Here is a 21,087-nt window from a genome sequence, read left to right as displayed (position 1 = left end):
TGCGAATGTTGCCCGTATTCTATCGTCCGAAGCCGGGCTTGTCTTTGAAAGAGAGGCCATGAGTTGATCCCGGTGCGGTATCCCGTTTCCGCTATGCTAAAATCCGAAGCGCCGGCGGTGGTGCCGGCGGCCTGGCAATGAGGAGTCCCATGTCCGCCATCGAAATTACCCGTCATCACACTCTGGATCACCACGCCGCGAGAGAGGCCGCTGAATCTCTGGCCAGAGACTTGGCGCAGCGCTTTGACGTCGACTACGCCTGGCAGGGCGATACCCTGCGCTTCAAACGTTCCGGCGCCAGCGGGCAATTGGTGGTAGGGCCGACGGTGATTGAAGTCAGTCTCAGTCTGGGCTTGCTGTTACGCCCGCTGAAAGGTCGTATCGAGCAGGAAATTCACCGGCATCTCGATCATCTGATCGAAAAGGGCTGATCCAACCGGACGCTGAAAGGTGCCGGTCGCCCCTGCAGTATCCCTTCCAGAATATCGGTTTCCCGTTCCACGATCTGGTCTAGCAGGCTGTCGACGCTTTCCATTGCGCGAAAGGCGGCGAAACCGCGCCGCAGGAAACCATGCAGTTCGCCCAGGCCAGCCATTTCAGCCGCTCCTTCGGTCAGGCTAAGGGCGAAACTGATGGTTCGGCTGTGGACGTACCGGTCAAGATCGTTGCCGATATTGGCGACCAATTGGATCTGGCGCAGGCGTTCGGCGCGGTTGTCGCAGCGCCGGAATGCCTCGCAATAAGAGGCTTCGTCGAGCGGCTGGCCCAGTTCGCTCCAGGTTTCGGTCAATTGCAGATCCAGTCGCTGGCTCAGCAGGTTGAGTTCCACCAGCTCTGCGACGGTGTATAACACCGAGTCCGGCAGCAGCTTTACCATCACCGGAAAAACACGGTCGACGTCGTCGTCTCGACGGGTGAATTGCGTGGGCGCATACAGGTCGGCCAACAGGAAATCCAGGCCGTCGCGATAGCGCGGGTCTTCGTACAGGTCCCTGTGGGACGACTTCAAGCGCTCGCTTTGCCAGGTTCTCAGTGCCTCGAGAGCCGGTTGCTGGGGGCTGGCGGCCTGCTGGTTGCGGAAGTCGTGATAGTCCAGCAGCAGCTGCTGAAGGCGGCGGGCGTTGTCGGTGCGCACGCGCGAGTGCAGAAGTTTGTGGCGGTACACGATGGGTGCTACCTCATGGGGGAGTGGACACGAACCCGTTCAGGAGGCGCATTGTAAACAAAATGAATCGATCTGGGGTTGATCGGCCGGGTGTTAACGGCCTCAGCCCCTGATTTTGGCCCTGGAGCACTCAGCCATGCGCGGCCATCGCGGTTTGTTCCAGCGGTGGAATCCAGGCTTCATTGTCGAGCGTGACGAAATGGCTGGGGGAGTCGGTCTCGATGATTCGCACGCTGTTGGGACTGTGACGCGCACTCTTGAGCATCGCATTGCGGTCCAGGATGCGGTCCTGGCGCGGAATCAGGAAGGTGCCGTGGCGAATGTTCTTGTACAGGCTGTAATCGTTGTGCTCCATCCACGCCATGATGTTCTCGATATTGCGAACGATGGTGAGGTGGTCGCGGGTGGCACAGAAGAGTTTGTTCAACAGCTGTTTCTTGCGGGTGTTCATGCGGCCGAAGAACGCCTGGGCGTAGGGCGATGATGGCGTGCTGTTGATCAGCCGGACCAGCCAGGGCCACATGCCGTTGCTGACCGGTTCCAATAGCGCCATAACCATCGGGTGGAGACGTCCTTGAGGCAGTACTGGTGCCTCCAGCACCACTTCGACGTCCCGGTAGAGCTCCGGGCGCTGGCGGATGGCGTCGAGAATCACCGCGCCGCCGCGAGAGTGGCCATGCACTCGGATCTGGGTTGAGCTGGGCAGATTGGCCAGTGCCTGATTGAGTAGGCAGGCATCGTACTCGATGGTGGCTTCTGGGTACTTGATAGGGACTTCCCAGGCCGGTGTTTCCACTTCCACGCCATTGACGGGAATATGGTAGTTGCTGCAGGTGATCAGGATCAGCTCTGTGGTGGCTGACTGGTAGCTCTGGGTAAAGTAACAGTGATTTTCCAGAAAGCCGTGAACGCCGATAACCGTGTGGACTGCCTTGCCGCTATGGTTGCGCACAGAGACCGCCCCTTTGCCGACGCGGAAGACGCGGCCGGAGAACATCTCTGAGTAGGCCGGCGCGATCGGCTGCAGCAACTTGCGCGCATGGCTCGCTTTCATGGCGGTTGGCTCCTCAATCGTCATAACGACGATTTTTAGACAAGACAGTTTTTATTCTATTTTGTGACAACCATGTCCTGACCGGAGTCGAAAAAACCATAAATTCTGGTATTGCGCCTCGTCGTCACATCCTGTGAGAGAAACAACTTCGTTGTTGTATGGTTAGACCGTTTTCTTAAAGCGCTATTTTCTTTTTGCGGCCTAGCCTTACACTCGATTATAGGAAAGCAATTGGTACGTTCGTGTTATTTTTTGTAACTGTCACGAAGGGTTCATCAGGGTGTAGTCTGGCAGAATTCAGCCTCGTTCTGTCTATCTCGGATGGCACCGGAACCTCCAGTCTGTCCTCAGGTATCTTGCGGAATCTATTTGGAACCTTGTCTGTCGGCGCTGGATCATTGGGTCTGACTGTTCGGCGAGGGGGCTGGGCAGTTACACTGGAAGAGCCGGCGTAGCCGGTCTTGCCGATACAGATGCTGAAGAAGGAGCTCCCATGCAGATCCCCGAAGATGCCTTGACCAATCATGAAGTGACCATCTGTCTGGCGGGCGGCGCCGTTCTCGGGCCGTTTAATGCAGCCTGGAGTAAGGAGTCGTCCAGCGATGTGCGCGAACTCTCACGGGAATACGACCAGTTTCTGCAGGGCCAGACACAGAAACGGTTCAAATTTCATCTGCACGATACCTACACCAATACGGTTCACACCTTGATCCTGAACTTTGAGCAGGTTACCGGAATCTATGATCATGTTCGCCTGAAGCACGGCTGAGAGCGCCAAACTGTGGTCTGGGCAGCTGTCTGGCAGGCGGCAGCTGCATCTGACCCAGTCTCTGGTGTTCCGGGCAGAGGAACGGCAGGAAAGGGAGGCCGCCATGCGCAATGCTCAAGACTCTGACGACTTTCGTATCGAAAAGGACAGCCTGGGAGAGGTGAATGTTCCGACCCGGGCACTTTGGGGCGCGCAAACTCAGCGAGCCATCGACAATTTTCCGATCAGCGGACGACCGCTGCCCAGTGCGTTCATCCTGGCGGTGGTCAGCATCAAACGTTGTGCAGCCCGGGTCAACAGCGCCCTAGGCCTTTTGTCTGGTGATCGCAAAGGGGCCATCCTCGACGCCTGCGACCAGATCCTGGCGGGCGACCATCTCGATCAGTTTCCCATCGACATCTATCAGACCGGTTCGGGTACCAGCACCAACATGAACGTCAATGAGGTGCTGGCCAATCTGGCGCATGATCGCAAGGGCGTCCAGATCCATCCCAATGATGACGTCAATATGAGCCAGAGCAGTAATGACGTCATCCCGACAGCCATTCACGTCAGTGCGGTTACGGCACTCCAGAAGCAACTCATGCCCGCGTTGACGCATCTGCAAGGCGCGATCTACGAACGGGAGCCCTCTCTGGGCCGGATCGTGAAAACCGGACGTACCCATCTCATGGATGCAATGCCGATCACCCTGGGGCAGGAAATCCAGACCTGGCGGGAGCAGTTGGCCGCTGCCGAAAGGCGCCTGCAGGGTGCCAGTGATGATCTTTTGTCTGTGCCACTGGGTGGCACCGCGGTGGGCACGGGGATCAATGCCGATCCGGCCTTTGCCGATCGCTGTATCGGCGAACTGGCGAAGCTCACCGGCTTCCCGTTCAAGCCGCTGGCTCACCGCTTTGTCGGCCAGAGTGGGGTGGATGCGCCATTGGCACTGTCGTCCCAGCTCAAAGGGTTGGCGGTGGTGCTCATGAAAGTGGCGAACGACCTGCGCTGGATGAACAGCGGGCCCCATCACGGGTTGGCGGAAATCAGCCTGCCGGCATTGCAGCCGGGCAGCAGTATTATGCCTGGCAAGGTCAACCCGGTTATCCCGGAAGCCGTGGCCATGGTTGCAGCGCAGGTGATCGGCCTGGATGCGGCGGTTACCGTGGCGGCCCAGTCAGGCAACTTCCAGTTGAATGTCATGTTACCGCTGGTGGCTGCGAACCTGCTGGAGATGATCGGGCTGCTGGGCAATGCCGCCCGTCTGCTGGCGGAGCGGGTCATAGCGGGTTTTGAGGTCAATGAATCGCACCTTTCGGCGACAGTGGGTCGTAATCCGGTACTGGTAACCGCGCTGAATCCCGTGATTGGTTATGGCAAGGCGGCGGAAATCGCCAAGGAAGCGTTCGCATCCGGTCGCCCGATTATCGATGTGGCTGCCGAAAGGACGGACTTGACGCGGGAGGCGCTCGAGGCGCTTCTTGATCCGCTCAAGATGACTCGGGGCGGTCTGCCGGGGCGCTGACTGCGGGTTGGGGAATAGATGGCGGGATTGGTCATGTTGTCACTGCAGTTGCTGATGTTGCTGATTGCCGCCAACGGTTCTCCGGTATTGGCGAAACGCCTGTTCGGCAAGCATTTCACATTGCCGGTCGACGGCGGTCTTCGTTGCCGCGACGGGCGCCCTTTACTGGGGGCCAGCAAAACATGGCGTGGCATGATCACCGCTACGCTGAGTTGTGCCCTGATTGCTGAGTTGATTGGGCTGTCTGCGTTGTTTGGCGCCCTGTTCGGTTTGCTGAGTATGTTGGGCGACCTGCTGTCCAGTTTTTGTAAGCGCCGGTTGGGGTTGGCATCCAGCGCCCGGGCTACAGGCCTGGATCAGTTGCCGGAAGCGTTGCTGCCGCTGCTAATGGGTAAATACTGGCTCGACTACGCCTGGTGGCCGGTTGTGCTGGTTGCAGGACTGTTCATGGCATTGGAGATGATGGCGTCTCCGCTGCTCTTTCGACTGGGTGTGCGGAGCCGTCCTTATTAGGGCTGGTATTGAGTGGGCGACAAAGGCTGACGCGGCGCACAAAAGATCGGTTGAAATGCAGACAGAGTCCTATACGTCGCATATAACTAACATATAACACTGTAAATAAACGAGACGGAAAGCCTCGTATCAGTCGCTGACCGGCGCATATCCGGGGCATTTGGCAGTAACTCATCATGATGCAGTCAGAACAGCGCCGATATCCACGTCACCCACTCTGCCGGGACGCCTTTGTCGTGGCGCGCGGGTTCAATCCCGTCGCTTGCGCCACGGGCGATATCTGTGAAGGCGGCATGCTGGTGACCGATATTGAGTCTGACCGCATGCTCCAGCACTTTCGCCAGTCGGATGACTGTCCTGTCGAAGTCCACCTCTTTTGCCAGCAGGCAGGCACCGAAGCCCATCTCCGTGTCCTGGCTCGCGTCAGACGTGTTGTCGACGACTGCATCGGTGTCGAGTTCGTTCAGCCGACGCCTGAGCTGATGTCCACCTTGCTGGAACCGGGTAACGCCCACGTGGGGCGCTATGGCGGACTGCGCTCGTCGGCGAAGCGCCGGGGCCTGTGGCGAACCGTTGCCCAGCAGAGCCGGGACTGGCTGAAACAGTTGCTGGCGGACTTTCAGCGGCTCGCACTGGAAGCACTGCAGGATCGTTTGGATGCGTCCAGTCAGTTTGAGGAGATCAACCGGCTGCGCGATGCCCGTTTGTTGTTACTGGAAGCAGAGCCTGCCATCAACCGGGACTTCTTTGCTGACTGGACCGGGCTGCAACCCGGTTCGAACGAGGATGAGGCGACGGAAAAGCAGCGACAGGTCGATCTCCGCCTGGTCGACAAGGTCTTCTTTGAGGACTGGCTGGAACTGCAGATGGTTGCTACCGCCGTCACCAATCGTCATAGGCCTGAGTTGTTTATCGTCAACCAGTTGCTGTCTCAGGTGATTGGTAGCGATGTCGATGACAAGAATAACCCGTTGGCGCCCACCGTCTTGTGCCAATGTTTGCAGCATGCCATTGCGCGCCGTGAGTTCCCTTCCAGCGTGAAATCCATCCTTTATCATGCCTTCGAACAGACACTCACTGAGTCCTGGCCAGACTTTCTGCATCGTTTGTCTGACTGGCTCGAGGGGCAAGGGCTGCGGGCGGTTCCTCTGGAGAAGATGCGCTCCAACTGGTCTGAGTTGCGCGTGCCGAAAAAGGCGGGTCCCGCTTTGTCGACGGGCGAGGGCCGGGCCGAAGAGCGCGATGCAGTGGGTACTGTGCCGGTCAGCCGTTCTCCCCGTCACCGCGGAACGGTTTTACGCCTGATGCGAATGGGGCGAGGTGATGAGGTGTCGGCGCCGGCGGGGAACGTACTTGAGCCACGAGACGTCAGTAAGCGCTTGTTTACGCACCGGCAGCAGTTACGTAACCGGCTGAGTCATCAGCAGGTCAGCTTGCGAGAGGCGCTGGATGAGGTGGTCGACGGGGATCGACCGCTTAAAGAGGGTATCGGAGAGGACGTCTGGGATGTGGTCAGTGTTGTCGATGGCCTCTTCTCGCCGTTGTCGCGGGGTGAAAACGGGATAGAGCCGGCCCTTCTGGGGCTGCTGGAGCAACTGCGCCTGCCGCTGCTGCAGATATTGCTGCGCGACAATGACTTTCTGGAAAACCCGGAGCATCCGGCTCGCCGGATCCTTAATCACATTGTTTCTCTGTGCTCGGCCGACCGGGCGTCCAGCAAAAACCTGGAGAGAATGCTGGCAACGGTGATCGATGAGATCATGCAGGAGGAAACCCTCAGTGCTTCCCAGTTGCAGGATATCGGCGATCGTCTCGAATCCCTGGTCAAGCGGCAGGAGCATGCGTTTGTCCGCAACGCAGAGCGTGTGGCGAAGACCTGCGAGGGACAGCAGCGCCTGGACCATGCGCGCCGGACGATTCAGCGCCGGATCAATATGCTGTTGGCGGGGCGCGAAATACCTCTGGTGTTGCTGGAATTGCTGGAGGGGGGCTGGGAACAGCAGATGGTGCTTGCCCTGTTGAAAGAAGGGGCAGACGGCACCCATCTGGCGTCACTTTTTTCCGTGATCGAGCAACTGCAGGGCTGGCTGGGGCGGGACAGTCAAGGTGATAGCGCGTTCGAAAGAGAGCTGGAAGCCCCCGCGCTGGTTGAGCAGATAGAGCGCGAGCTGGTGACGACCGGTGAGCCCGCTCGCTACAAGCCGGTCCTGCAGCATCTGAACGCGGTCCTCAAGGAAGAACGGCGTGTCGATTATGTCTGGCTGACGGCTTACCCACTCAGCGAAGCGCAGGACTCGGCGGCGGAAGGCCCGCCGGAAACAGGGCGCTGGGCGGACCGGGCGCAGCAACTTGCTGTTGGCGACTGGGTGACACTGGATTCGGACGAGGGGCCGCAGCGTATGAGCCTGGTCTGGGTCGGTGACGATGCCTATAAGTTCGTGTTTCTGACGGAACATGGTCTGCACGAAACCGCCTACAGTTTTGCCGAACTGGCTGACCAGCTCCAGCAGGGGCGCCTGCAACCTATAGCGGCGCAGGATGTCCCGTTCGTGGACCGCAGCCTGTACGAGCTGGCGCAGGATCTCTACAAAAAAATGGCAAGTCAGGCGTTGCATGATCCCCTGACCGGCTGCCTGTATCGTCATGAATTCGAAAAGCAGTTAGCACGGGTAGTCCTGCAGGTCCCGGTGAGGCACGCCTCGGCGGCGTTGCTGATGGTGGATATCGACCAGTTCAGCGTGATCAACGCCAGTTACGGGACGGCGGCCGGCGATGCCATGCTTAAGGGCTTTCAGGATGTGTTGGTGGCAGGGCTGGACGATTTCGCCGGAGCCCATCTGGTCGGGCGTATGGGGAGTAACGAGTTCGCGCTCCTGCTGTACCCCTGCCTGCATGAGCAGGCCCTCGATCTGGCGGAGCAGTTGCGCAATCGCCTGAGCCTGCACCGCTATCATCATGAGGGGCAGGCGTTCCAGGCTTCCGTCAGCATGGGCCTGGTTCTGATTGAGTCGGATATCCCGGATGCGGGTACCTTGTTGAATCAAGCCAGTCTTGCCTGCTCGGCGGCCAAGCGTAGTGGCGGCAATAGGGTGCGTCCGTTTCGGGAAGGCGACCGGGATCAGGCGCACCAGCAGGAAATGCTGTCCTGGGTCACCCGGATCGACAAGGCGCTGGATGAGGACGCTCTGGAATTGCGAGCCCAGCGCATCCGGTCGCTGGAAGAGGGGGTGCCGGACCGTTACGAAATTCTCCTGGGCCTGAAAGGCGAGGCGGGGCGGGACTGGTCGCCCGCGTTGTTCGTCGAGGCCGCCGAGCGCTTCCACCGTTCCAGTCGACTCGATCGCTGGGTGGTCAACAAGGTGCTTGAGTGGGCGGCCAGTCATGCCGATAAGCTCGGCCAGATCGGGGGCCTGAATATCAACCTGTCCGGTTATTCGCTCAGCGACGACGGCTTTCTGTCATTCCTGGAGCAGCGTATGCAAGTCGGTGACGTCCCGGCGGAGAAAATCTGCTTTGAAATCACCGAAACCGCTGCCGTCGCTAACCTCCACTACACCGCCGACTTTATTCGCGAGCTCAAGCGTAGCGGTTGCCAGTTCGCTCTGGATGATTTCGGTACCGGTTTCGCCTCCTACGCTTATCTGCAAAAGCTGCCGGTGGATTTTCTCAAGATCGATGGCGTCTTCGTCAGGGATCTGGGCGACAATCTGACCAATTACGCCATGGTGCGTTCCATCAACGAACTCGGTCACTTCCTGGGTATGAACATCATCGCCGAGTACGTGGAAAATATGGAGATTCTGGAAGCTTTGCGCGAAATCCGGGTGGATTTTGCCCAAGGGTTCGGGGTGGGAAAGCCTCGCCCGCTCGATGGACTGCTTTAACCGCCTCAGGGGCCTGCTGTCAGGGTGTGCAGGGTGACTTCTGGTGGACAATTCAGCCGCACGTTTACCACGGACGTGCCGGAGCCCACTGAGGTGTAGCCCTGCATCCCTTCGAATTGCCAGTACCCGCGACCGACAAAACGAGGGCAATCCGCGTCCAGCGTTAGCGGAATGCCGCCAGGCAGGCAGATCTGTCCGCCATGTGTGTGGCCGCAAAGGAATAGGTCGAAGCCAGCGTGTGCCGCCTGCCGATAGATTTCCGGAGTATGGCTGAGCAGCATCGTGGTGCTGCCGGAGGGTATGCCGTCGCCCGCCTTTTGCAGATTGTCGACCCGGTAATAATGGGCGTCGTCGATACCGGCGATATAGAGCCGGTCGCTACCGCGCTCGACGACGACGTGTTCGTTCATTAGCAGACGAAAGCCCTGGGCTTCCAGAGGCGGTAGCATTCGAATACTGTCATGGTTGCCCAGCACGGCCAGTACGTCGCCCCGTAGGTGGGTGCGAAGACGTTCCATGCCATGCATTGCCGGGCCGATTTCACCCCAGGTGTCTCGGCGATAGTCCCCGGTCAAAACGCATAGATCGTATTGCAAGGGCCGCACCTTTTCGATCATGGCGACCAGTGCCTGCTCGTCCATATCGACATGCAGATCGCTCAGGTGAAGGATGCGGAAGCCTTCAAAGGCCGCCGGCAGATCCGGAATGCAGAAGCGGTTTTCCTTGAGGTTGATGGCGCGACAATTGGTTTCGCCTCGTCGTAACAGGCCGACGAGCCGCAGGCAGCCGCGGATCACGCCGTGAATCGAATACCAGTTTTCGATATGGAAGAAATTCAATCCCTGTCCGAAAACCTGGGCTTCCTTTTCCCGTTCTATGCCCAGCCGCTGGCGGGCATGGATGGGGCCCAGGCGCTTGGCCAGGGCTGAGAAGAGTGTGGATTCATCCGTTATCTCGAAACGCTCCTCGGGGAGGACGGGCGCATTCATGGGCTTAACCCTGTCCGGAACTGGGTGACTGATCGATGGCTTGCCGAGCCTGCATTGACCATTATGTGCCCTCTGGCGCTCCCTGCAAGTTATGGAATACGGGCTTCCGGCATGCGCTGGCGAACGATGCCTGCCTTTTCCGCCAGCCAGGTGGTCACACCCAGGCGGTCATAGTAGCGGGGACTGGGCAGCATGGAGGCCAGCAATGCCGATTGCTCCGGCCCCAGAGTCTGGGCGGTGCAGTGAAAGTAATGTTCTGATGCTGCTCCAATGCCGAAGATGCCCTGACCCCATTCTGCCGTGTTCAGGTACAGCTCCAGAATGCGCTGTTTGCTCATCATGCCTTCCAGCATCAGTGTAATGAGGGCCTCTTCGCCCTTTCGCAGGAAGGAGCGTCTTTCGGAGAGCAACAGGTTCTTTGCCAACTGCTGACTGATGGTTGAACCTCCCGCTCGGAGTTCGCCGTGGCGTATATCCGTCTCCAGCGCATGTCGGATACCGGCCCAGTCAAAACCCCAGTGGGTCATGAATTTGGCGTCTTCGGCGGCGATAACGGCACGTTTGAGAGAGGGCGAGATCTGGCGATAGGCGACCCAATGTTGCTCCAGCCGGGCGTGGGGATTCCGCTGACGCAGTTGGATGAGGCGCTCCTGCATCACGGCGGTGTACGCCGGGTTATGGGTGCGCCACCACCAGATATGCGCGGCATACCACGCCTGCAATCCGATAAAGATTGCCAGGGCGATCCAGAGTCCGCGCTTGATGAACCGTCGAATTGCCTTTCGCATTTATGAGCGTCGTTTTGCCATTCCGCGCAGACCCTATCACCCTGATGCAGGCCCTGATATTACGGCTTCCCGTAAAACCCGAAGCGTCCGCCTCTTCTCATCATACGGGAGGCTGACGTCCGGTGGCGAACTTGTCATACAATGCGCGCATCCGTTCAACCTGATGAGGTTTCTATGCCTAAGGCTCCCGAACTCAAGCGCGGCGACGTCGTGCTGCTCGACGGCCAGCTTCTGCTGATTCGCGATATTGAAGTCCACAGTCCCAGTGCGCGGGGCGCAGCGACCCTTTACAAGGTGCGTTTCTCCAACGTGCGTACCGGGCTGAAGCAGGAAGAACGTTTCAAGGGTGACGATGTGCTGACGACGGTCGAGATGACCCGCCGGCCGGTGACGCTCTCCTACGTCGACGGCGACGAATATGTCTTTATGGATGCCGAGGACTTTTCCCAGTATAGCCTCAAGCGCAAGGACATCGAGGACGAGCTGCTGTTCCTGACCGACGATATCCAGGGGCTGAGCCTGCGTAAGGTTGAGGATGAGATTATCGGTCTGGAGCTGCCGCCGTCGGTGGAGATGACCATTGTCGATACGGCTCCAGCGATGAAAGCGGCGTCTGCCAGTGCCCGCAGCAAGCCCGCCAGCTTTGCCACCGGGTTGGTGATTCAGGTGCCGGAATACCTGGAGCCTGGCGAGAGAGTGAAAGTCCACACCGTCGAACGCCGTTTCATGGGGCGTGCTGACTAAGGCGCACGGCATCGGGGTGAGGAGGGCTGGCGCTCTTGTAATGGCAACGGGTTGGTATTCCTGATCAAATGTGCCCTGTTCCCAGGGCGCGCATATCGTCGGTCGGCTGGGACAGGGGGTGTCTGTCGAGGCGCCAAGGCTGGCGTTTAGGTTGGCCGGCAAGTGGTCTGGTGAGGCGTGCGACTGTATGGAGATACTGATTTTCCCGTTGGTGCTGTTGCTGCTCCTGGTTTTGCTGTTTGTTGGCGGCGCAGCGCTGATCGTTAGCGTGATCAGGGGGCTCTTTGGCATTCGGCCCAAGCCTCGGGTATCCGGGGCGCAGCCCGGTGCCGATCTGGCGCAGCTGCGTTTGAAAGGGAGCGTACTGAATGCGTCCGAGCACCACATTCTCCAGATATTGGACGGCATTATTGCGCCGAACCACTATCGCATACTGGCCAAGGTACGCCTCAGTGATCTTGTTGTTCCGTCCACGACGGTGAGCAGTGCCTACCTGGCGAGCGTTCGTATAGAACTGCTGGTTTGCCGGCAAAGTGATTGGGGGCCGGTTTGTGGCATTGTATGGCGTGATGAACTGGAGACCCCGTCTACGCGCAGTGCGCTCGACACCGGTTGGGACAAGGGCGAACTGCCGATAGTTAGGGTCTCACTTCAGAACGACGTGACGCCGGAACGACTGGCAGCACGATTGACGGGATATGTGCTGTTCCGGAGCGAGGCGGTTGATACGCCCGATCAGGAGCCCCAGGATTCTCCCCTGCTGGTGGAAGCTCCGGTGCCTGACGAGTTGCCGGAGGCTGAGCCGGAAGCGGACGATACACCGGCTGCGACGGGCAGCGTTGAAGCTCCTGATGTCTTGCGAGACCGGGCCGGTCAGCGGCTTTGCCCGCGCTGCTACGCGCCCATGGAAAAACTGTCGCCGGAAGACAGCCGCTGGCGCTGCAGTCGTTACCCCCAGTGTTCGACGATTACCAACGGTACCGGCGCGGAAGCCGCCCAAGACTGATCAGGCTCTCTGTCGGGAGCCTTCTTCCTGTGTTTCGACAGATGTCAGAATCATTTCGCATTGGTGTTCGCCGAAACGCTGAACCGCTTTCCGCGCCGCTTGGCGGTCACGCGCCAGCACGGCGATCGTCAGGGTATCGAAGAAGTCACGGGTACTCTCGATCTCGCTGCGAAAGCGTTCCATGCTCAGGTAATAGGTGCGGCTGATTGCCGGCTTGAAGTTCTCCAGCGCTTCCTGCAGGAACGGGTTGCCCACCACCGTACAACAGATTTCCATGACGTCGAATGAGGCTTCCACGATGCGGGGTACATCCCGCGGGTTGCTCTCGATCAATCGTTTCACCTGGGATACACGTTCCAGCAGCGCCACCTTGTCTTTTTCCTGCCAACAGCCCACGAGTTCATCGGCCAGCAACTCCAGCAAATGGGCATATACCCGATACAGCGATTTTACGCTATGTGCCGTAAGCGGCATCACTTCAGCGCCCTTGCGCGGCAAAATGGTAATCAGGTGGCGCCGCTGCAAAATATAGAGCGCCTCACGCACTGAACCGCGGCTGACTTCCAACTGGTTGGCGATCGAGAGTTCATGCAGTCGTTCGCCAGCAGGTAGTTCGCCCATGATGATTCGCTGTCCGAGGTAGTTTGCAAGTTGCTCGGCCAACGTATCCGGTGCTTTGAATTCCATGAAGACTCCTGGCTGGACGGGAGGGCGCATCGATGATGTCTCACTATAGCGACCACTAAAAAGTAATACAATTCATCGATGCGTCAGTCTAATTGTTTGACAATCCGTCAATGCCATCGTAACGTAACCACACAACAAGACATCCGGTTTCGATTGCAGAGGACAGCACCATGTCGGACGCCGTAAAACACAGAATTCTGCTTCACCTGAAAAAGTTCAGCTTTCTCATTGCCCTTTTGCCTCTCCTGTTACTGCCGCTCAGCCTGTGGGGCGGTCATACTTTTGGTCATCTGGACGCCTTCGCCTGGGGAACCCTGGTGGTGGTGTTCGGTGTTATCCCGTTGCTGGACGCGATACTCGGCAAGGATGCGCTCAACCCTGACGAAGAAGTCGAGGTGCCGAGTATGCAGAAGGAGCGCTTCTATCAGGTGCTGACGCTGGCCTGGGTGCCGCTGTACGGCGTTCTGCTCGTTTGGAGCTGCCATATTCTGCTGTCAGAACCGTTCGGTCCGGCCGGTGTCCTGGGGTGGGTTATGTCGATGGGGATGGTGGGCGGCCTGGGTATTAATGTTGCCCATGAACTGATTCACAAGGACAGTCGTCTGGAACAATGGAGCGGTGGACTCCTTTTAGCAATGGTGACCTATGCCGGGTTCAAGGTGGAGCACGTTCGCGGACATCATGTACATGTGTCGACACCGGAAGATGCCTCCTCCGCGCGCTTCAACCAGTCGCTTTACCAGTTCCTGCCTCACGCCTACCGGCATAACTTCATGAATGCCTGGAAGCTGGAGGCTGCGCGTCTGAAGCGCAAAGGGCAGTCACCCATGAGCCTGAGCAACGAATTGATCTGGTGGTATGGGATCAGCCTGGCATTGCTGGTGGGCTTCAGCCTGGCATTCGGTTGGCAGGGCGCTGTCTTCTTCGTGGTGCAGAGCTTCGTCGCCTTTACGCTGCTGGAAATCGTCAATTACCTGGAGCACTACGGACTGCATCGCCGCAAACTGGAAAACGGCCGCTATGAGCGGACCATGCCGGAACACAGCTGGAATTCCAATTTCTTCCTGACCAATGTGTTCCTGTTCCATCTGCAGCGCCACAGTGATCACCATGCCTATGCCAAGCGGCGTTATCAGGTGCTGCGCCATCACGACGTCTCGCCCCAGTTGCCGGCCGGCTATGCCACCATGATCCTGCTGGCACTGGTACCACCGCTGTGGAAGCGGGTGATGAATCCCAGGGTGCTGGCGTATTACCAGGGTGAAGAGCACCAGCTGGCCTGAGCAGGCTTCCGCCAAAAACGTCGACCGGTTAATTCCGCTCGGCGTTTTTTAATGTGAGTCGTTCGCTGTCTGATCTTTGGGAATCAGTCGTGCATGTGCCAGGAAGGCGATCACAGTGGCAACGGCAATGACGCCGCCCAAGGGACGTGCGGTGCCATCCTGCAGCAGCCCGACAGTGGCGCCGGAGAGTGTGGCGGCGCCGAACTGGAAGGCGCCGAGCAAGGCGGCGGCGGAACCGGCCTGATGTCCCTGATGCCTGAGGGCGCCTGCCGTGCTGTTGGGGTTGATGAAGCCCAGTGAGGCGATAAAACAGAACAACGGCACCATCAATCCCACCAGCCCGCCAAAGCCGGTGGCCGCGCAGGCAAACAGGATGAGGCCGCAGAGCGCTCCGACCTTCAGTGCCGGCCGCAACAGTGCTTCCGGAGAGCAGTGGGATAGCAGTCTCGCATTGATCTGCGAGGCGGCGATAAATCCCGCCGCATTCAGTCCGAACAGCCAGCCGAAGTGGCTGGGGGAAACATGATAGAGCTGAATGAAAACGAACGGAGATCCGGTGATATACGCGAACATGCCCGCCATGGACACGCCCCCGGCCAGGGCATAGCCCAGAAAGAGTGGATCGCGGAGCAGGCTAAGGTAGGTACGTAAGGTGCGTCCCAGGTGTAGCGGTTGCACCGTTGCAGCTGGCCGGCTTTCCTTCAGGCCGAATATCACACCCACCAGGCAGGCAAAACCGAACAGCGTCAGGATGATGAAGATCGCGCGCCAGCCGTAATGAGTGAGCACCCAGCCGCCCAGCAGCGGGGCCAGTATGGGGGCCAGTCCCATCACCAGCATCAGCGCTGAGAACACGCGGGCCACGGTCCGGTAATCGAACAGGTCCCGCACGACGGCGCGGGCGAGAACGACGCCGGCGCAGCCTCCCAGCGCCTGCATTAGTCGCATGGCAATCAGGGTTTCTATGTCGGTCGCCAGACTGCAGCCGATAGAGGCCAGAATGTAGATGCTGATGCCGATCAGCAGCAATGGGCGGCGCCCGTAATGATCGGAGAGGGGGCCGTAGATAGCCTGTCCTACCGATAATCCGATGAAAAAAATCGCCAGGGAGAATTGGACGGCACCCGGGCTTGCCTGGAGTGACTGCCCCAATTGCGGAAAACTGGGCAGGTACATGTCGATGGACATGGGCGCAAAGGCGGTCAAGGCGCCCAGCAGAAGGATCAGGCCTTTGGAAGCGGATTCTGGCATCGGTATGTCGTCTGGTCGTATCGAGAATCGTCGGTATTGCAGCGATGACGCACTCGGAATTGAGAGAACTCTGTCGCTCAGGGCGCCGCCGGCATCGTCTAACGAAACCAAGTGATTTGCAAGCTAATGGATTTTCGGCGGGATTAGGAGGCTGCGCTGGTGGCGGTTCCCACGAGGCGGAGGTAGTCGATGTCGCTCACCGGTTTTCCAAAGAGCCAGCCGTGGCCGAAATCGCATCCCTGATCTTGCATGATGTGCCAGATCTCGTCGGTTTCCACGCCTTCTGCCACGACCTTGAGCCCCAGGGCTCGCGCCATGGCCATGACCGAACGGGTAATTTCCCGGGTTTTTCAGATAGCCGAATGAAGAAGCGCCAGTGCCGAAGTCGTCGAGCGCGCAGGGGATACCTAGGGCGCGGATGGCGCGAATTTCCTCCAGCGCCGACAATTTTCAATACGCTCTTCCCAGCACCTCGCCTGCAAGATCATATGGCGCTGTGCCAGGCCATGGCCTGTTCAGCGCCTGCCTGGGCGGGTATGAGGGGGTCGACCACCTGACGGATACTTTGTCGAGACTGGTCTGGTAATTCATCCACGTCGTGGGAGACGAGGTGCATCGCTCGCGCCAGTTGTTTGAGCTGCCAGTCCAGCTCCTGATACATCAGCGTAATCTCCGCCAGTTCGGGGGCGGCGATTTCGAGCCCTTCCTGGCGGACATGCTCCAGCCAACGCGCGAGCGGGTCGCTAAGCAGGCCGGAACCTGTGACGGTGATCCAGAGCCGTTGCAGGATAAGGCGGGCACTGCGCAGCTGATGATGCTGCTGGCGATCACTACCGAGGTGAGGCTTCAGACTGTGTAGTTGCTCAAAGCGCTTTTCCAGCTCACAGCGTTGCGTCAGCAGCCGGCTGACGGTTTCGGTGAGCAGGGCGAGGTCGACCGACGGCGAAGGGGCATGTTCGAGCAGTTTCAACGTATTGATCGTCGCCGCATACGCTTGTGCGGTGTGCACGGTGCTGTTGATTTGCAGGACCGGAATCAAGTCGCTGAGGCTTAGGGCTTGCGGGCTGTCCTGCTGGCGCTTTTCGGCGATCGCAAGCAGCATGTCTGCCATCGCCACCAACTGTCCTTCGATCCTCATTTGCTCTTCAAACAGACCCTGCGGGTAGCCGCTGCCATCCGAGCGCTCATGGTGTTCCCTGACGGCACGGCGCGTGGCTTCCGGTAGTCCCTCCACGTGGGAGAGAATCATGTCGCCGATGACCGCATGGCTCTGCATGGCGCGCCATTCGTCAGCGGTGTAATCGCTCTGCTTTTCCAGTATGGTCGGATCGATATGCAACAGGCCGATATCGTGGGTCAGCCCGGCAAGGAAACTCGCTTCGCAATTGAGGGGCGAAAGTTTCAGTTGTCGGGCGAGAGCCAGTGAAAACCAGGCACAGAACAGGGCCTTCTGGTAAAACTGCGGCAGGCGTTCTGCCATGACGGTCATTTTCTGTCTGAGCAGCCCATATTCGGCATAGTGCCGGCATTCGAGGACGAGCGGGTTGTCCAGTTTGAGTGTGCGGTGGATGGTTTTACAGTCGGCAAAATGTTCGATCAAGCTGCTGATATCTTCGTATAGGCGCTGAGCGCCTACCGTCTCTTCAACATCAACCTGCATTTCCAGCGGCTTGACCAGTTTATGGTTCAAGACACGGCGGGCAATATCGGGCTTCAGATCGAGGCCTTTCTTAATCAACAACATACCATTGCTGTTGTAGATGTCCTCAGTGGCAACGACCTGAATGCTCTCGTTGACGTCCGCCAGGTGACCTGCGTAGGCGTCCGGTGTATTGAGATCGTAATCCCTCATTTTCTCAATAACTCGCTCGTGATAGGCGTTTAACGACTCCCTTAATTTAGTCGAAAGCTAATTGTTGGCAAAGAAAATCTAGCATTTGGCGACATGTTTCGTTTTCGTTGGCCTATTTTGCCGCGCCCATGGCCACCGCGAGGGCCTTCTGTGCTTCCACCGTAGCCTTGTCCGGCACCTTCCAGCCCGCCAAATTACAGTCGATCAGGGCGGCCAGTGCGTCGATATGTTCCGGTAATGCGTTGAGAGCACTGATGTACTCGTAACGCTCACCGCCAGCCTGCAGGAAGTAGTCCCGGTTCTCGACCCCGATTTCTTCCAGTGTTTCCAGGCAGTCGGCGGAAAAACCGGGGCAGAAAACCTGGACGGAACGGACGCCTGTCGCTGGCAACGCTTTGAGTGTTTCGTCCGTATAGGGTTGCAACCAGGGCTCCCGGCCAAAGCGGGATTGGAAGGTGACCAGATAGTCGCTCTCGCCGAGTGCCAAGTGTTTCGCCAGCAAACGGGCGGTTTTATGGCATTCGCAATGGTAAGGGTCTCCGCTTCTCAGGTAACGCTGGGGCACGCCATGAAAGGAGAAGATCAGCCGGTCAGCCCTGCCCGCGGTTTCCCAGTGACGGCGAATTCGCGTTGCCATGGCCTCGATATAAGGTCCGAAGTCCGGGTAGTGACTGATGAAACGTAAGTCCGGTAGCCAGCGGCGCTGGATAAAATCCCGGGCGAGGGCGTCGAAGGTCGAGCCGCTGGTGGAGCCGGAGTATTGCGGATACAGCGGTAGGACCAGCAGTTGGCGAACGCCGGCGTTTTGAAGTTGGGTCAACGTATCGGGGATGGAGGGGTTGCCGTAGCGCATGGCAAATGCCACTTCGATGTGGTCTCCCCAGCGTTGTTTGAGCGCTTTACGGAGAGCATCGCACTGAGCCTCGGTGTGCACCAGTAACGGTGACCCCTGTTCCGTCCATACCTTGCGATAGGACTTTGCCGAGCGCCTGGGACGCAGGCGCAAGATGATGCCGTGCAGAATCAGCCACCAAATCAGGCGGGGAGCTTCGACGACACGGGGGTCGGAGAGAAACTCACTGAGGTAGCGTCTGAGAGCGGAGGCTGTCGGTGCCTCGGGCGTACCCAGATTGGTGATGAGAACGCCCAATTTGGTCGGTTGACCGTGGGAGAAATCTGCTACGCCCTGATAACGCATGATATCTGCACTTCTGTCGGTGGTGATGGGGAACGGCCGGTATCAATGTACGTGAGATCGGGGTCTCCGGATGTCTGCCGTCGCAATGATCTGTATCTTACCGGAATTGCGGACCGATCTTCTCGACCCGCACCACACAGTTCTCACGCAACACGATGCGCTGGGATTCGATGATATAGCCATGATAGATGTCGGTGTAAACCCAGGTTTCCTCCCAGCCGGATTCGATCCTGGCCGGTGAACCCAGGGATTTGCGCACGTCTTCTGCTTTCATCCCAGGGACGATGTCTTTGCCGATGATGTAGTGACGCAGGTCTGTGGACAGGAAGCTTTTGCAGGGAGATTCCGCCTTGGGCGCAGGCGTTGGACCTGGCTTTTCAGGTCGGGATTCGGAAGGCACTACTCCCTGACCGAAGCTGCCGCCGATTCGATTGTCTGGCACCTGGATCTGCTTGGCGGAAGGGCCGCAAGGTGTGTCTGAATAGATTGTTCCTTGTGAGTCCACGCAGCGGAAGATCGCCCCGCTGGCAGGGAGGGAGTTCAGCAGTGCCAGTAAACATAGCGGGCGTAAGATTCCGTAAACGGTTTTCATGTTCAGCGGAGACCTGCGGGCAATAAACGATTCAGCCTAAGGGGCCAGGGACATCGGACATAGTGGGGATTACCACTAAGTTAATGGTTGTGACGCCGACATAATGATCCTGGTCAATTTTCGAACAGTCTAGTCCGAAAGCGGATTGACCGCTCTTGCTCAGGGGAGGATAACAAAACCGAATTTTCAGCTAACTGCGGCGTTAGTGCGTGGATGACTGCGAGCGCCAAAGGGGAGGAAAACATGACGAAACCCATATTGCATGGGCTGTTCGAGATCGATAAAACGCATCGACTGCAGGTAGAACCCGCTATTGCCGCGAGTGGCGTTAGGGAGTTGCCATACACGGTGATGTATTTCGGCGAATGGGATAGTGACGGCCGCCAGGTCGCACGAATACGGTTTTGGGAAGCGTTTGGCGGACGCTTGTGTGGTGCGGAATATCTCGACCTTGAAGGCAATATTCTGCATCGCTCGGTCAAATCACGCCGAGCTGCTGCCAGAGATCAGGCGGCATAATGTCTTTGATATTCAATATGTTTTAGACCTGAAGGAGGGCGAGAGTCCGGATACTACGTACGGATAAGCGCATATTTCAAAAATTTGGTTAAAAAATATACTGCTTCCCCGTCGAACGTAAAGGGGGAAGTTATGACGTCAGTCGTCAAAACAGTGGTTCGGGAGCGAGGCGTATTGCGTGTAATGCACGTGACCGAATTTTGCGACGATGAAGTCAGCAATACCTACTATGCCGTCGAGGTGGAAGGGGAAGGTGCCATCAAATCCTTTAGCCATTTACCCCACGCCGAGACCTACATGGACATGCTGTTTGCCAGCATGGTCTAGCTCATTTCCGGACCGTCACCCAAAACTCGCAAATACGCTCTTCGCCGTGCATTCTTAATATGTCTTTTCTGATGAGTCTATAAGTCGTCGGAGCGTCTGTTATGGATACATGGTTTCTCTTACCGCTGGGCGATGGCATCACCGCCCAGTCAGTTCTCAGTCGTATCGAACCGGTCTTCGCGCATACTTACCGTCAGTACGGGGAGCCCTCTGATATGGCTGTTTTCACGCAATTCCTCGGTGGCGGCGATCTGCACTGCTCGGTGAATGCCTATTTTTCGCCAGCAACTGCCGGAATCGCGACAGAGTTCAAAGCACTCCCCTGCCGCAGGCCCCGGCGAGAAAGCCTTGAATTGGTGTTTGGTGGAGATGCCTGCTGGGAGCGCCTTTTTGGATAGGGCCGCTGTGGCATGGGTTTTTGTCGGGGGCCGTTCCCGTTATAGTGTTGTCGTTACTGAAGTCTGAAGGTGAATACCCCCTGTATCGACATGGAAGTTCGACATGCGTCAATGGATGATTCTGCAGTTCGCGCTTTGTGCGTTTGCCCTGCTGTGCCAAACAGCTCAGGCCCGGATTTACAAATGGGTTGATCAAAGCGGCCTTGTCCATTACTCGGATGAAGCGCCGCCGTCCGCGAAAGCCAAGGTGCTAACACCGCCCGCCTTGCCCGATATCAACGTGATTACATCCAGCGGTCAATTGCGCCACGCACCAAAAAGTTCGGAGGGAACCGCACAAAGGGCGCGTGCCCAGCGACGCTCGTCAGCCAGCGTACAGAAACATCGGGCCATGTTGATCCGTCGTTGCGCGCATTACCGTCACGAAATCGAGGTCATCGAGGCACGGTTACGGGCGGGGTATCGTGAACCTCAGGGCAATCGTCTGCACGCCAAGGTCCGGGCGTTGGAGTCAGCGCGATTTCGGGAATGCCAGGGTGTTTGAGGAGGCATAGGGCTTGC

General features: G+C 58.2%; 22 protein-coding genes. 12 read left to right on the top strand and 10 right to left on the bottom strand.

Annotated elements, in window-relative coordinates; all coding sequences use genetic code 11:
• Nucleotides 1-149: 149 nt before the first annotated feature.
• Complete coding sequence (locus CLR77_RS02530) at nt 150-431, top strand: polyhydroxyalkanoic acid system family protein (protein ID WP_097459004.1); 282 nt, start codon at nt 150-152, stop codon at nt 429-431.
• On the opposite strand, the gene CLR77_RS02525 is transcribed toward CLR77_RS02530, so the two are convergent.
• Together CLR77_RS02525 and CLR77_RS02520 are read right to left on the bottom strand one after the other, a co-directional pair.
• Nucleotides 410-1,165, bottom strand: coding sequence for an FFLEELY motif protein (locus CLR77_RS02525; protein ID WP_097459003.1), 756 nt, complete (start codon nt 1,163-1,165; stop codon nt 410-412). The genes CLR77_RS02530 and CLR77_RS02525 overlap by 22 nt on opposite strands.
• 130 nt (nt 1,166-1,295) lie before the next feature.
• The gene (locus CLR77_RS02520) at nt 1,296-2,219 is read right to left on the bottom strand and encodes an alpha/beta hydrolase (RefSeq protein ID WP_097459002.1); all 924 of its coding nucleotides are present in this window, start codon (nt 2,217-2,219) and stop codon (nt 1,296-1,298) included.
• A gap of 493 nt (nt 2,220-2,712) precedes the next feature.
• Here CLR77_RS02520 and CLR77_RS02515 point away from each other — a divergent pair, with 493 nt between their 5' ends.
• From CLR77_RS02515 to CLR77_RS02500, 4 genes are all read left to right on the top strand, one after another.
• Nucleotides 2,713-2,988 carry a hypothetical protein gene (locus tag CLR77_RS02515; RefSeq protein ID WP_097459001.1) on the top strand — a complete coding sequence of 92 codons (276 nt, stop codon included), beginning with the start codon at nt 2,713-2,715 and terminating at the stop codon, nt 2,986-2,988.
• A 103-nt stretch (nt 2,989-3,091) separates the two neighbouring features.
• Nucleotides 3,092-4,495 carry a class II fumarate hydratase gene (locus tag CLR77_RS02510; RefSeq protein ID WP_097459000.1) on the top strand — a complete coding sequence of 468 codons (1,404 nt, stop codon included), beginning with the start codon at nt 3,092-3,094 and terminating at the stop codon, nt 4,493-4,495.
• A gap of 18 nt (nt 4,496-4,513) precedes the next feature.
• Complete coding sequence (locus tag CLR77_RS02505) at nt 4,514-5,008, top strand: CDP-archaeol synthase (RefSeq protein ID WP_227519776.1); 495 nt, start codon at nt 4,514-4,516, stop codon at nt 5,006-5,008.
• Nucleotides 5,009-5,184: 176 nt separating this feature from the next.
• Entirely contained in the window at nt 5,185-8,892 is a 3,708-nt protein-coding gene (locus CLR77_RS02500; RefSeq protein WP_097458998.1) for a DUF1631 family protein, read from the top strand.
• A gap of 5 nt (nt 8,893-8,897) precedes the next feature.
• Here the strand turns inward: CLR77_RS02500 and CLR77_RS02495 are convergent, their stop codons facing one another.
• Nucleotides 8,898-9,881: a metallophosphoesterase gene (locus tag CLR77_RS02495; protein WP_097458997.1), complete on the bottom strand. Its 984-nt coding sequence runs from the start codon at nt 9,879-9,881 to the stop codon at nt 8,898-8,900.
• An 89-nt stretch (nt 9,882-9,970) separates the two neighbouring features.
• Nucleotides 9,971-10,669 carry a monofunctional biosynthetic peptidoglycan transglycosylase gene (mtgA, locus tag CLR77_RS02490; protein WP_097458996.1) on the bottom strand — a complete coding sequence of 233 codons (699 nt, stop codon included), beginning with the start codon at nt 10,667-10,669 and terminating at the stop codon, nt 9,971-9,973.
• A gap of 174 nt (nt 10,670-10,843) precedes the next feature.
• On the opposite strand from mtgA, the gene efpL reads away from it, so the two are divergent.
• Together efpL and CLR77_RS02480 are read left to right on the top strand one after the other, a co-directional pair.
• Nucleotides 10,844-11,413, top strand: coding sequence for an elongation factor P-like protein EfpL (efpL, locus tag CLR77_RS02485; protein ID WP_097458995.1), 570 nt, complete (start codon nt 10,844-10,846; stop codon nt 11,411-11,413).
• A 187-nt stretch (nt 11,414-11,600) separates the two neighbouring features.
• Nucleotides 11,601-12,419: a DUF2726 domain-containing protein gene (locus tag CLR77_RS02480; RefSeq protein ID WP_097458994.1), complete on the top strand. Its 819-nt coding sequence runs from the start codon at nt 11,601-11,603 to the stop codon at nt 12,417-12,419.
• On the opposite strand, the gene CLR77_RS02475 is transcribed toward CLR77_RS02480, so the two are convergent.
• Entirely contained in the window at nt 12,420-13,106 is a 687-nt protein-coding gene (locus CLR77_RS02475; protein WP_097458993.1) for a GntR family transcriptional regulator, read from the bottom strand. It abuts the gene before it with no gap.
• A gap of 170 nt (nt 13,107-13,276) precedes the next feature.
• Between CLR77_RS02475 and CLR77_RS02470 the strand changes: the two genes are divergently transcribed.
• Nucleotides 13,277-14,389, top strand: a complete 1,113-nt coding sequence (locus CLR77_RS02470) for an alkane 1-monooxygenase (RefSeq protein ID WP_097458992.1) — start codon at nt 13,277-13,279, stop codon at nt 14,387-14,389.
• Nucleotides 14,390-14,437: 48 nt separating this feature from the next.
• Here CLR77_RS02470 and CLR77_RS02465 read toward each other — a convergent pair whose 3' ends face one another.
• From CLR77_RS02465 to CLR77_RS02445, 5 genes are all read right to left on the bottom strand, one after another.
• Nucleotides 14,438-15,640, bottom strand: a complete 1,203-nt coding sequence (locus CLR77_RS02465) for a Bcr/CflA family multidrug efflux MFS transporter (protein WP_097458991.1) — start codon at nt 15,638-15,640, stop codon at nt 14,438-14,440.
• Nucleotides 15,641-15,783: 143 nt separating this feature from the next.
• On the bottom strand, nt 15,784-15,978 hold the full coding sequence (locus CLR77_RS20170) for an EAL domain-containing protein (protein ID WP_227519820.1): 195 nt from the start codon (nt 15,976-15,978) through the stop codon (nt 15,784-15,786).
• Between the two features lie 146 nt (nt 15,979-16,124).
• On the bottom strand, nt 16,125-17,492 hold the full coding sequence (locus tag CLR77_RS02455) for an HD-GYP domain-containing protein (RefSeq protein ID WP_097458990.1): 1,368 nt from the start codon (nt 17,490-17,492) through the stop codon (nt 16,125-16,127).
• 112 nt (nt 17,493-17,604) lie between these two features.
• Nucleotides 17,605-18,690, bottom strand: coding sequence for a ferrochelatase (gene hemH, locus CLR77_RS02450; RefSeq protein WP_097458989.1), 1,086 nt, complete (start codon nt 18,688-18,690; stop codon nt 17,605-17,607).
• Between the two features lie 97 nt (nt 18,691-18,787).
• Nucleotides 18,788-19,282: a DUF4124 domain-containing protein gene (locus CLR77_RS02445; protein ID WP_097458988.1), complete on the bottom strand. Its 495-nt coding sequence runs from the start codon at nt 19,280-19,282 to the stop codon at nt 18,788-18,790.
• 243 nt (nt 19,283-19,525) lie between these two features.
• Here CLR77_RS02445 and CLR77_RS02440 point away from each other — a divergent pair, with 243 nt between their 5' ends.
• The 4 genes from CLR77_RS02440 (at nt 19,526) to CLR77_RS02430 (ending at nt 21,070) form a co-directional block, all read left to right on the top strand.
• Entirely contained in the window at nt 19,526-19,801 is a 276-nt protein-coding gene (locus CLR77_RS02440) for a hypothetical protein (RefSeq protein ID WP_097458987.1), read from the top strand.
• A 132-nt stretch (nt 19,802-19,933) separates the two neighbouring features.
• Nucleotides 19,934-20,128, top strand: a complete 195-nt coding sequence (locus tag CLR77_RS19965) for a hypothetical protein (protein ID WP_143269351.1) — start codon at nt 19,934-19,936, stop codon at nt 20,126-20,128.
• Between the two features lie 101 nt (nt 20,129-20,229).
• Complete coding sequence (locus CLR77_RS02435) at nt 20,230-20,526, top strand: hypothetical protein (protein WP_097458986.1); 297 nt, start codon at nt 20,230-20,232, stop codon at nt 20,524-20,526.
• A gap of 103 nt (nt 20,527-20,629) precedes the next feature.
• Nucleotides 20,630-21,070 carry a DUF4124 domain-containing protein gene (locus CLR77_RS02430; RefSeq protein ID WP_097458985.1) on the top strand — a complete coding sequence of 147 codons (441 nt, stop codon included), beginning with the start codon at nt 20,630-20,632 and terminating at the stop codon, nt 21,068-21,070.
• Nucleotides 21,071-21,087 lie beyond the last annotated feature (17 nt).

The sequence above is a fragment of the Mangrovitalea sediminis genome, assembly GCF_002514725.1.
Lineage (GTDB): Bacteria > Pseudomonadota > Gammaproteobacteria > Pseudomonadales > Oleiphilaceae > Mangrovitalea > Mangrovitalea sediminis.
Note: the sequence above shows the minus strand (reverse complement) of the source record. Positions and strands in the feature narration are given on the sequence as shown.

What these genes read in the sequence shown, in the direction of transcription:
- CLR77_RS02430 (WP_097458985.1), top strand. Translation starts at nt 20,630, where the DNA reads ATGCGTCAATGGATGATTCTGCAGTTCGCGCTTTGTGCGTTTGCCCTG.
- CLR77_RS02445 (WP_097458988.1), bottom strand. Translation starts at nt 19,282, where the DNA reads ATGAAAACCGTTTACGGAATCTTACGCCCGCTATGTTTACTGGCACTG.
- CLR77_RS02505 (WP_227519776.1), top strand. Translation starts at nt 4,514, where the DNA reads ATGGCGGGATTGGTCATGTTGTCACTGCAGTTGCTGATGTTGCTGATT.
- CLR77_RS02440 (WP_097458987.1), top strand. Translation starts at nt 19,526, where the DNA reads ATGACGAAACCCATATTGCATGGGCTGTTCGAGATCGATAAAACGCAT.
- CLR77_RS02515 (WP_097459001.1), top strand. Translation starts at nt 2,713, where the DNA reads ATGCAGATCCCCGAAGATGCCTTGACCAATCATGAAGTGACCATCTGT.
- CLR77_RS02470 (WP_097458992.1), top strand. Translation starts at nt 13,277, where the DNA reads ATGTCGGACGCCGTAAAACACAGAATTCTGCTTCACCTGAAAAAGTTC.
- efpL (WP_097458995.1), top strand. Translation starts at nt 10,844, where the DNA reads ATGCCTAAGGCTCCCGAACTCAAGCGCGGCGACGTCGTGCTGCTCGAC.
- CLR77_RS02500 (WP_097458998.1), top strand. Translation starts at nt 5,185, where the DNA reads ATGATGCAGTCAGAACAGCGCCGATATCCACGTCACCCACTCTGCCGG.
- CLR77_RS02495 (WP_097458997.1), bottom strand. Translation starts at nt 9,881, where the DNA reads ATGAATGCGCCCGTCCTCCCCGAGGAGCGTTTCGAGATAACGGATGAA.
- CLR77_RS19965 (WP_143269351.1), top strand. Translation starts at nt 19,934, where the DNA reads ATGACGTCAGTCGTCAAAACAGTGGTTCGGGAGCGAGGCGTATTGCGT.
- CLR77_RS02475 (WP_097458993.1), bottom strand. Translation starts at nt 13,106, where the DNA reads ATGGAATTCAAAGCACCGGATACGTTGGCCGAGCAACTTGCAAACTAC.
- hemH (WP_097458989.1), bottom strand. Translation starts at nt 18,690, where the DNA reads ATGCGTTATCAGGGCGTAGCAGATTTCTCCCACGGTCAACCGACCAAA.
- CLR77_RS02435 (WP_097458986.1), top strand. Translation starts at nt 20,230, where the DNA reads ATGGATACATGGTTTCTCTTACCGCTGGGCGATGGCATCACCGCCCAG.
- CLR77_RS02510 (WP_097459000.1), top strand. Translation starts at nt 3,092, where the DNA reads ATGCGCAATGCTCAAGACTCTGACGACTTTCGTATCGAAAAGGACAGC.
- CLR77_RS02455 (WP_097458990.1), bottom strand. Translation starts at nt 17,492, where the DNA reads ATGAGGGATTACGATCTCAATACACCGGACGCCTACGCAGGTCACCTG.
- mtgA (WP_097458996.1), bottom strand. Translation starts at nt 10,669, where the DNA reads ATGCGAAAGGCAATTCGACGGTTCATCAAGCGCGGACTCTGGATCGCC.
- CLR77_RS02480 (WP_097458994.1), top strand. Translation starts at nt 11,601, where the DNA reads ATGGAGATACTGATTTTCCCGTTGGTGCTGTTGCTGCTCCTGGTTTTG.
- CLR77_RS02530 (WP_097459004.1), top strand. Translation starts at nt 150, where the DNA reads ATGTCCGCCATCGAAATTACCCGTCATCACACTCTGGATCACCACGCC.
- CLR77_RS02465 (WP_097458991.1), bottom strand. Translation starts at nt 15,640, where the DNA reads ATGCCAGAATCCGCTTCCAAAGGCCTGATCCTTCTGCTGGGCGCCTTG.
- CLR77_RS02520 (WP_097459002.1), bottom strand. Translation starts at nt 2,219, where the DNA reads ATGAAAGCGAGCCATGCGCGCAAGTTGCTGCAGCCGATCGCGCCGGCC.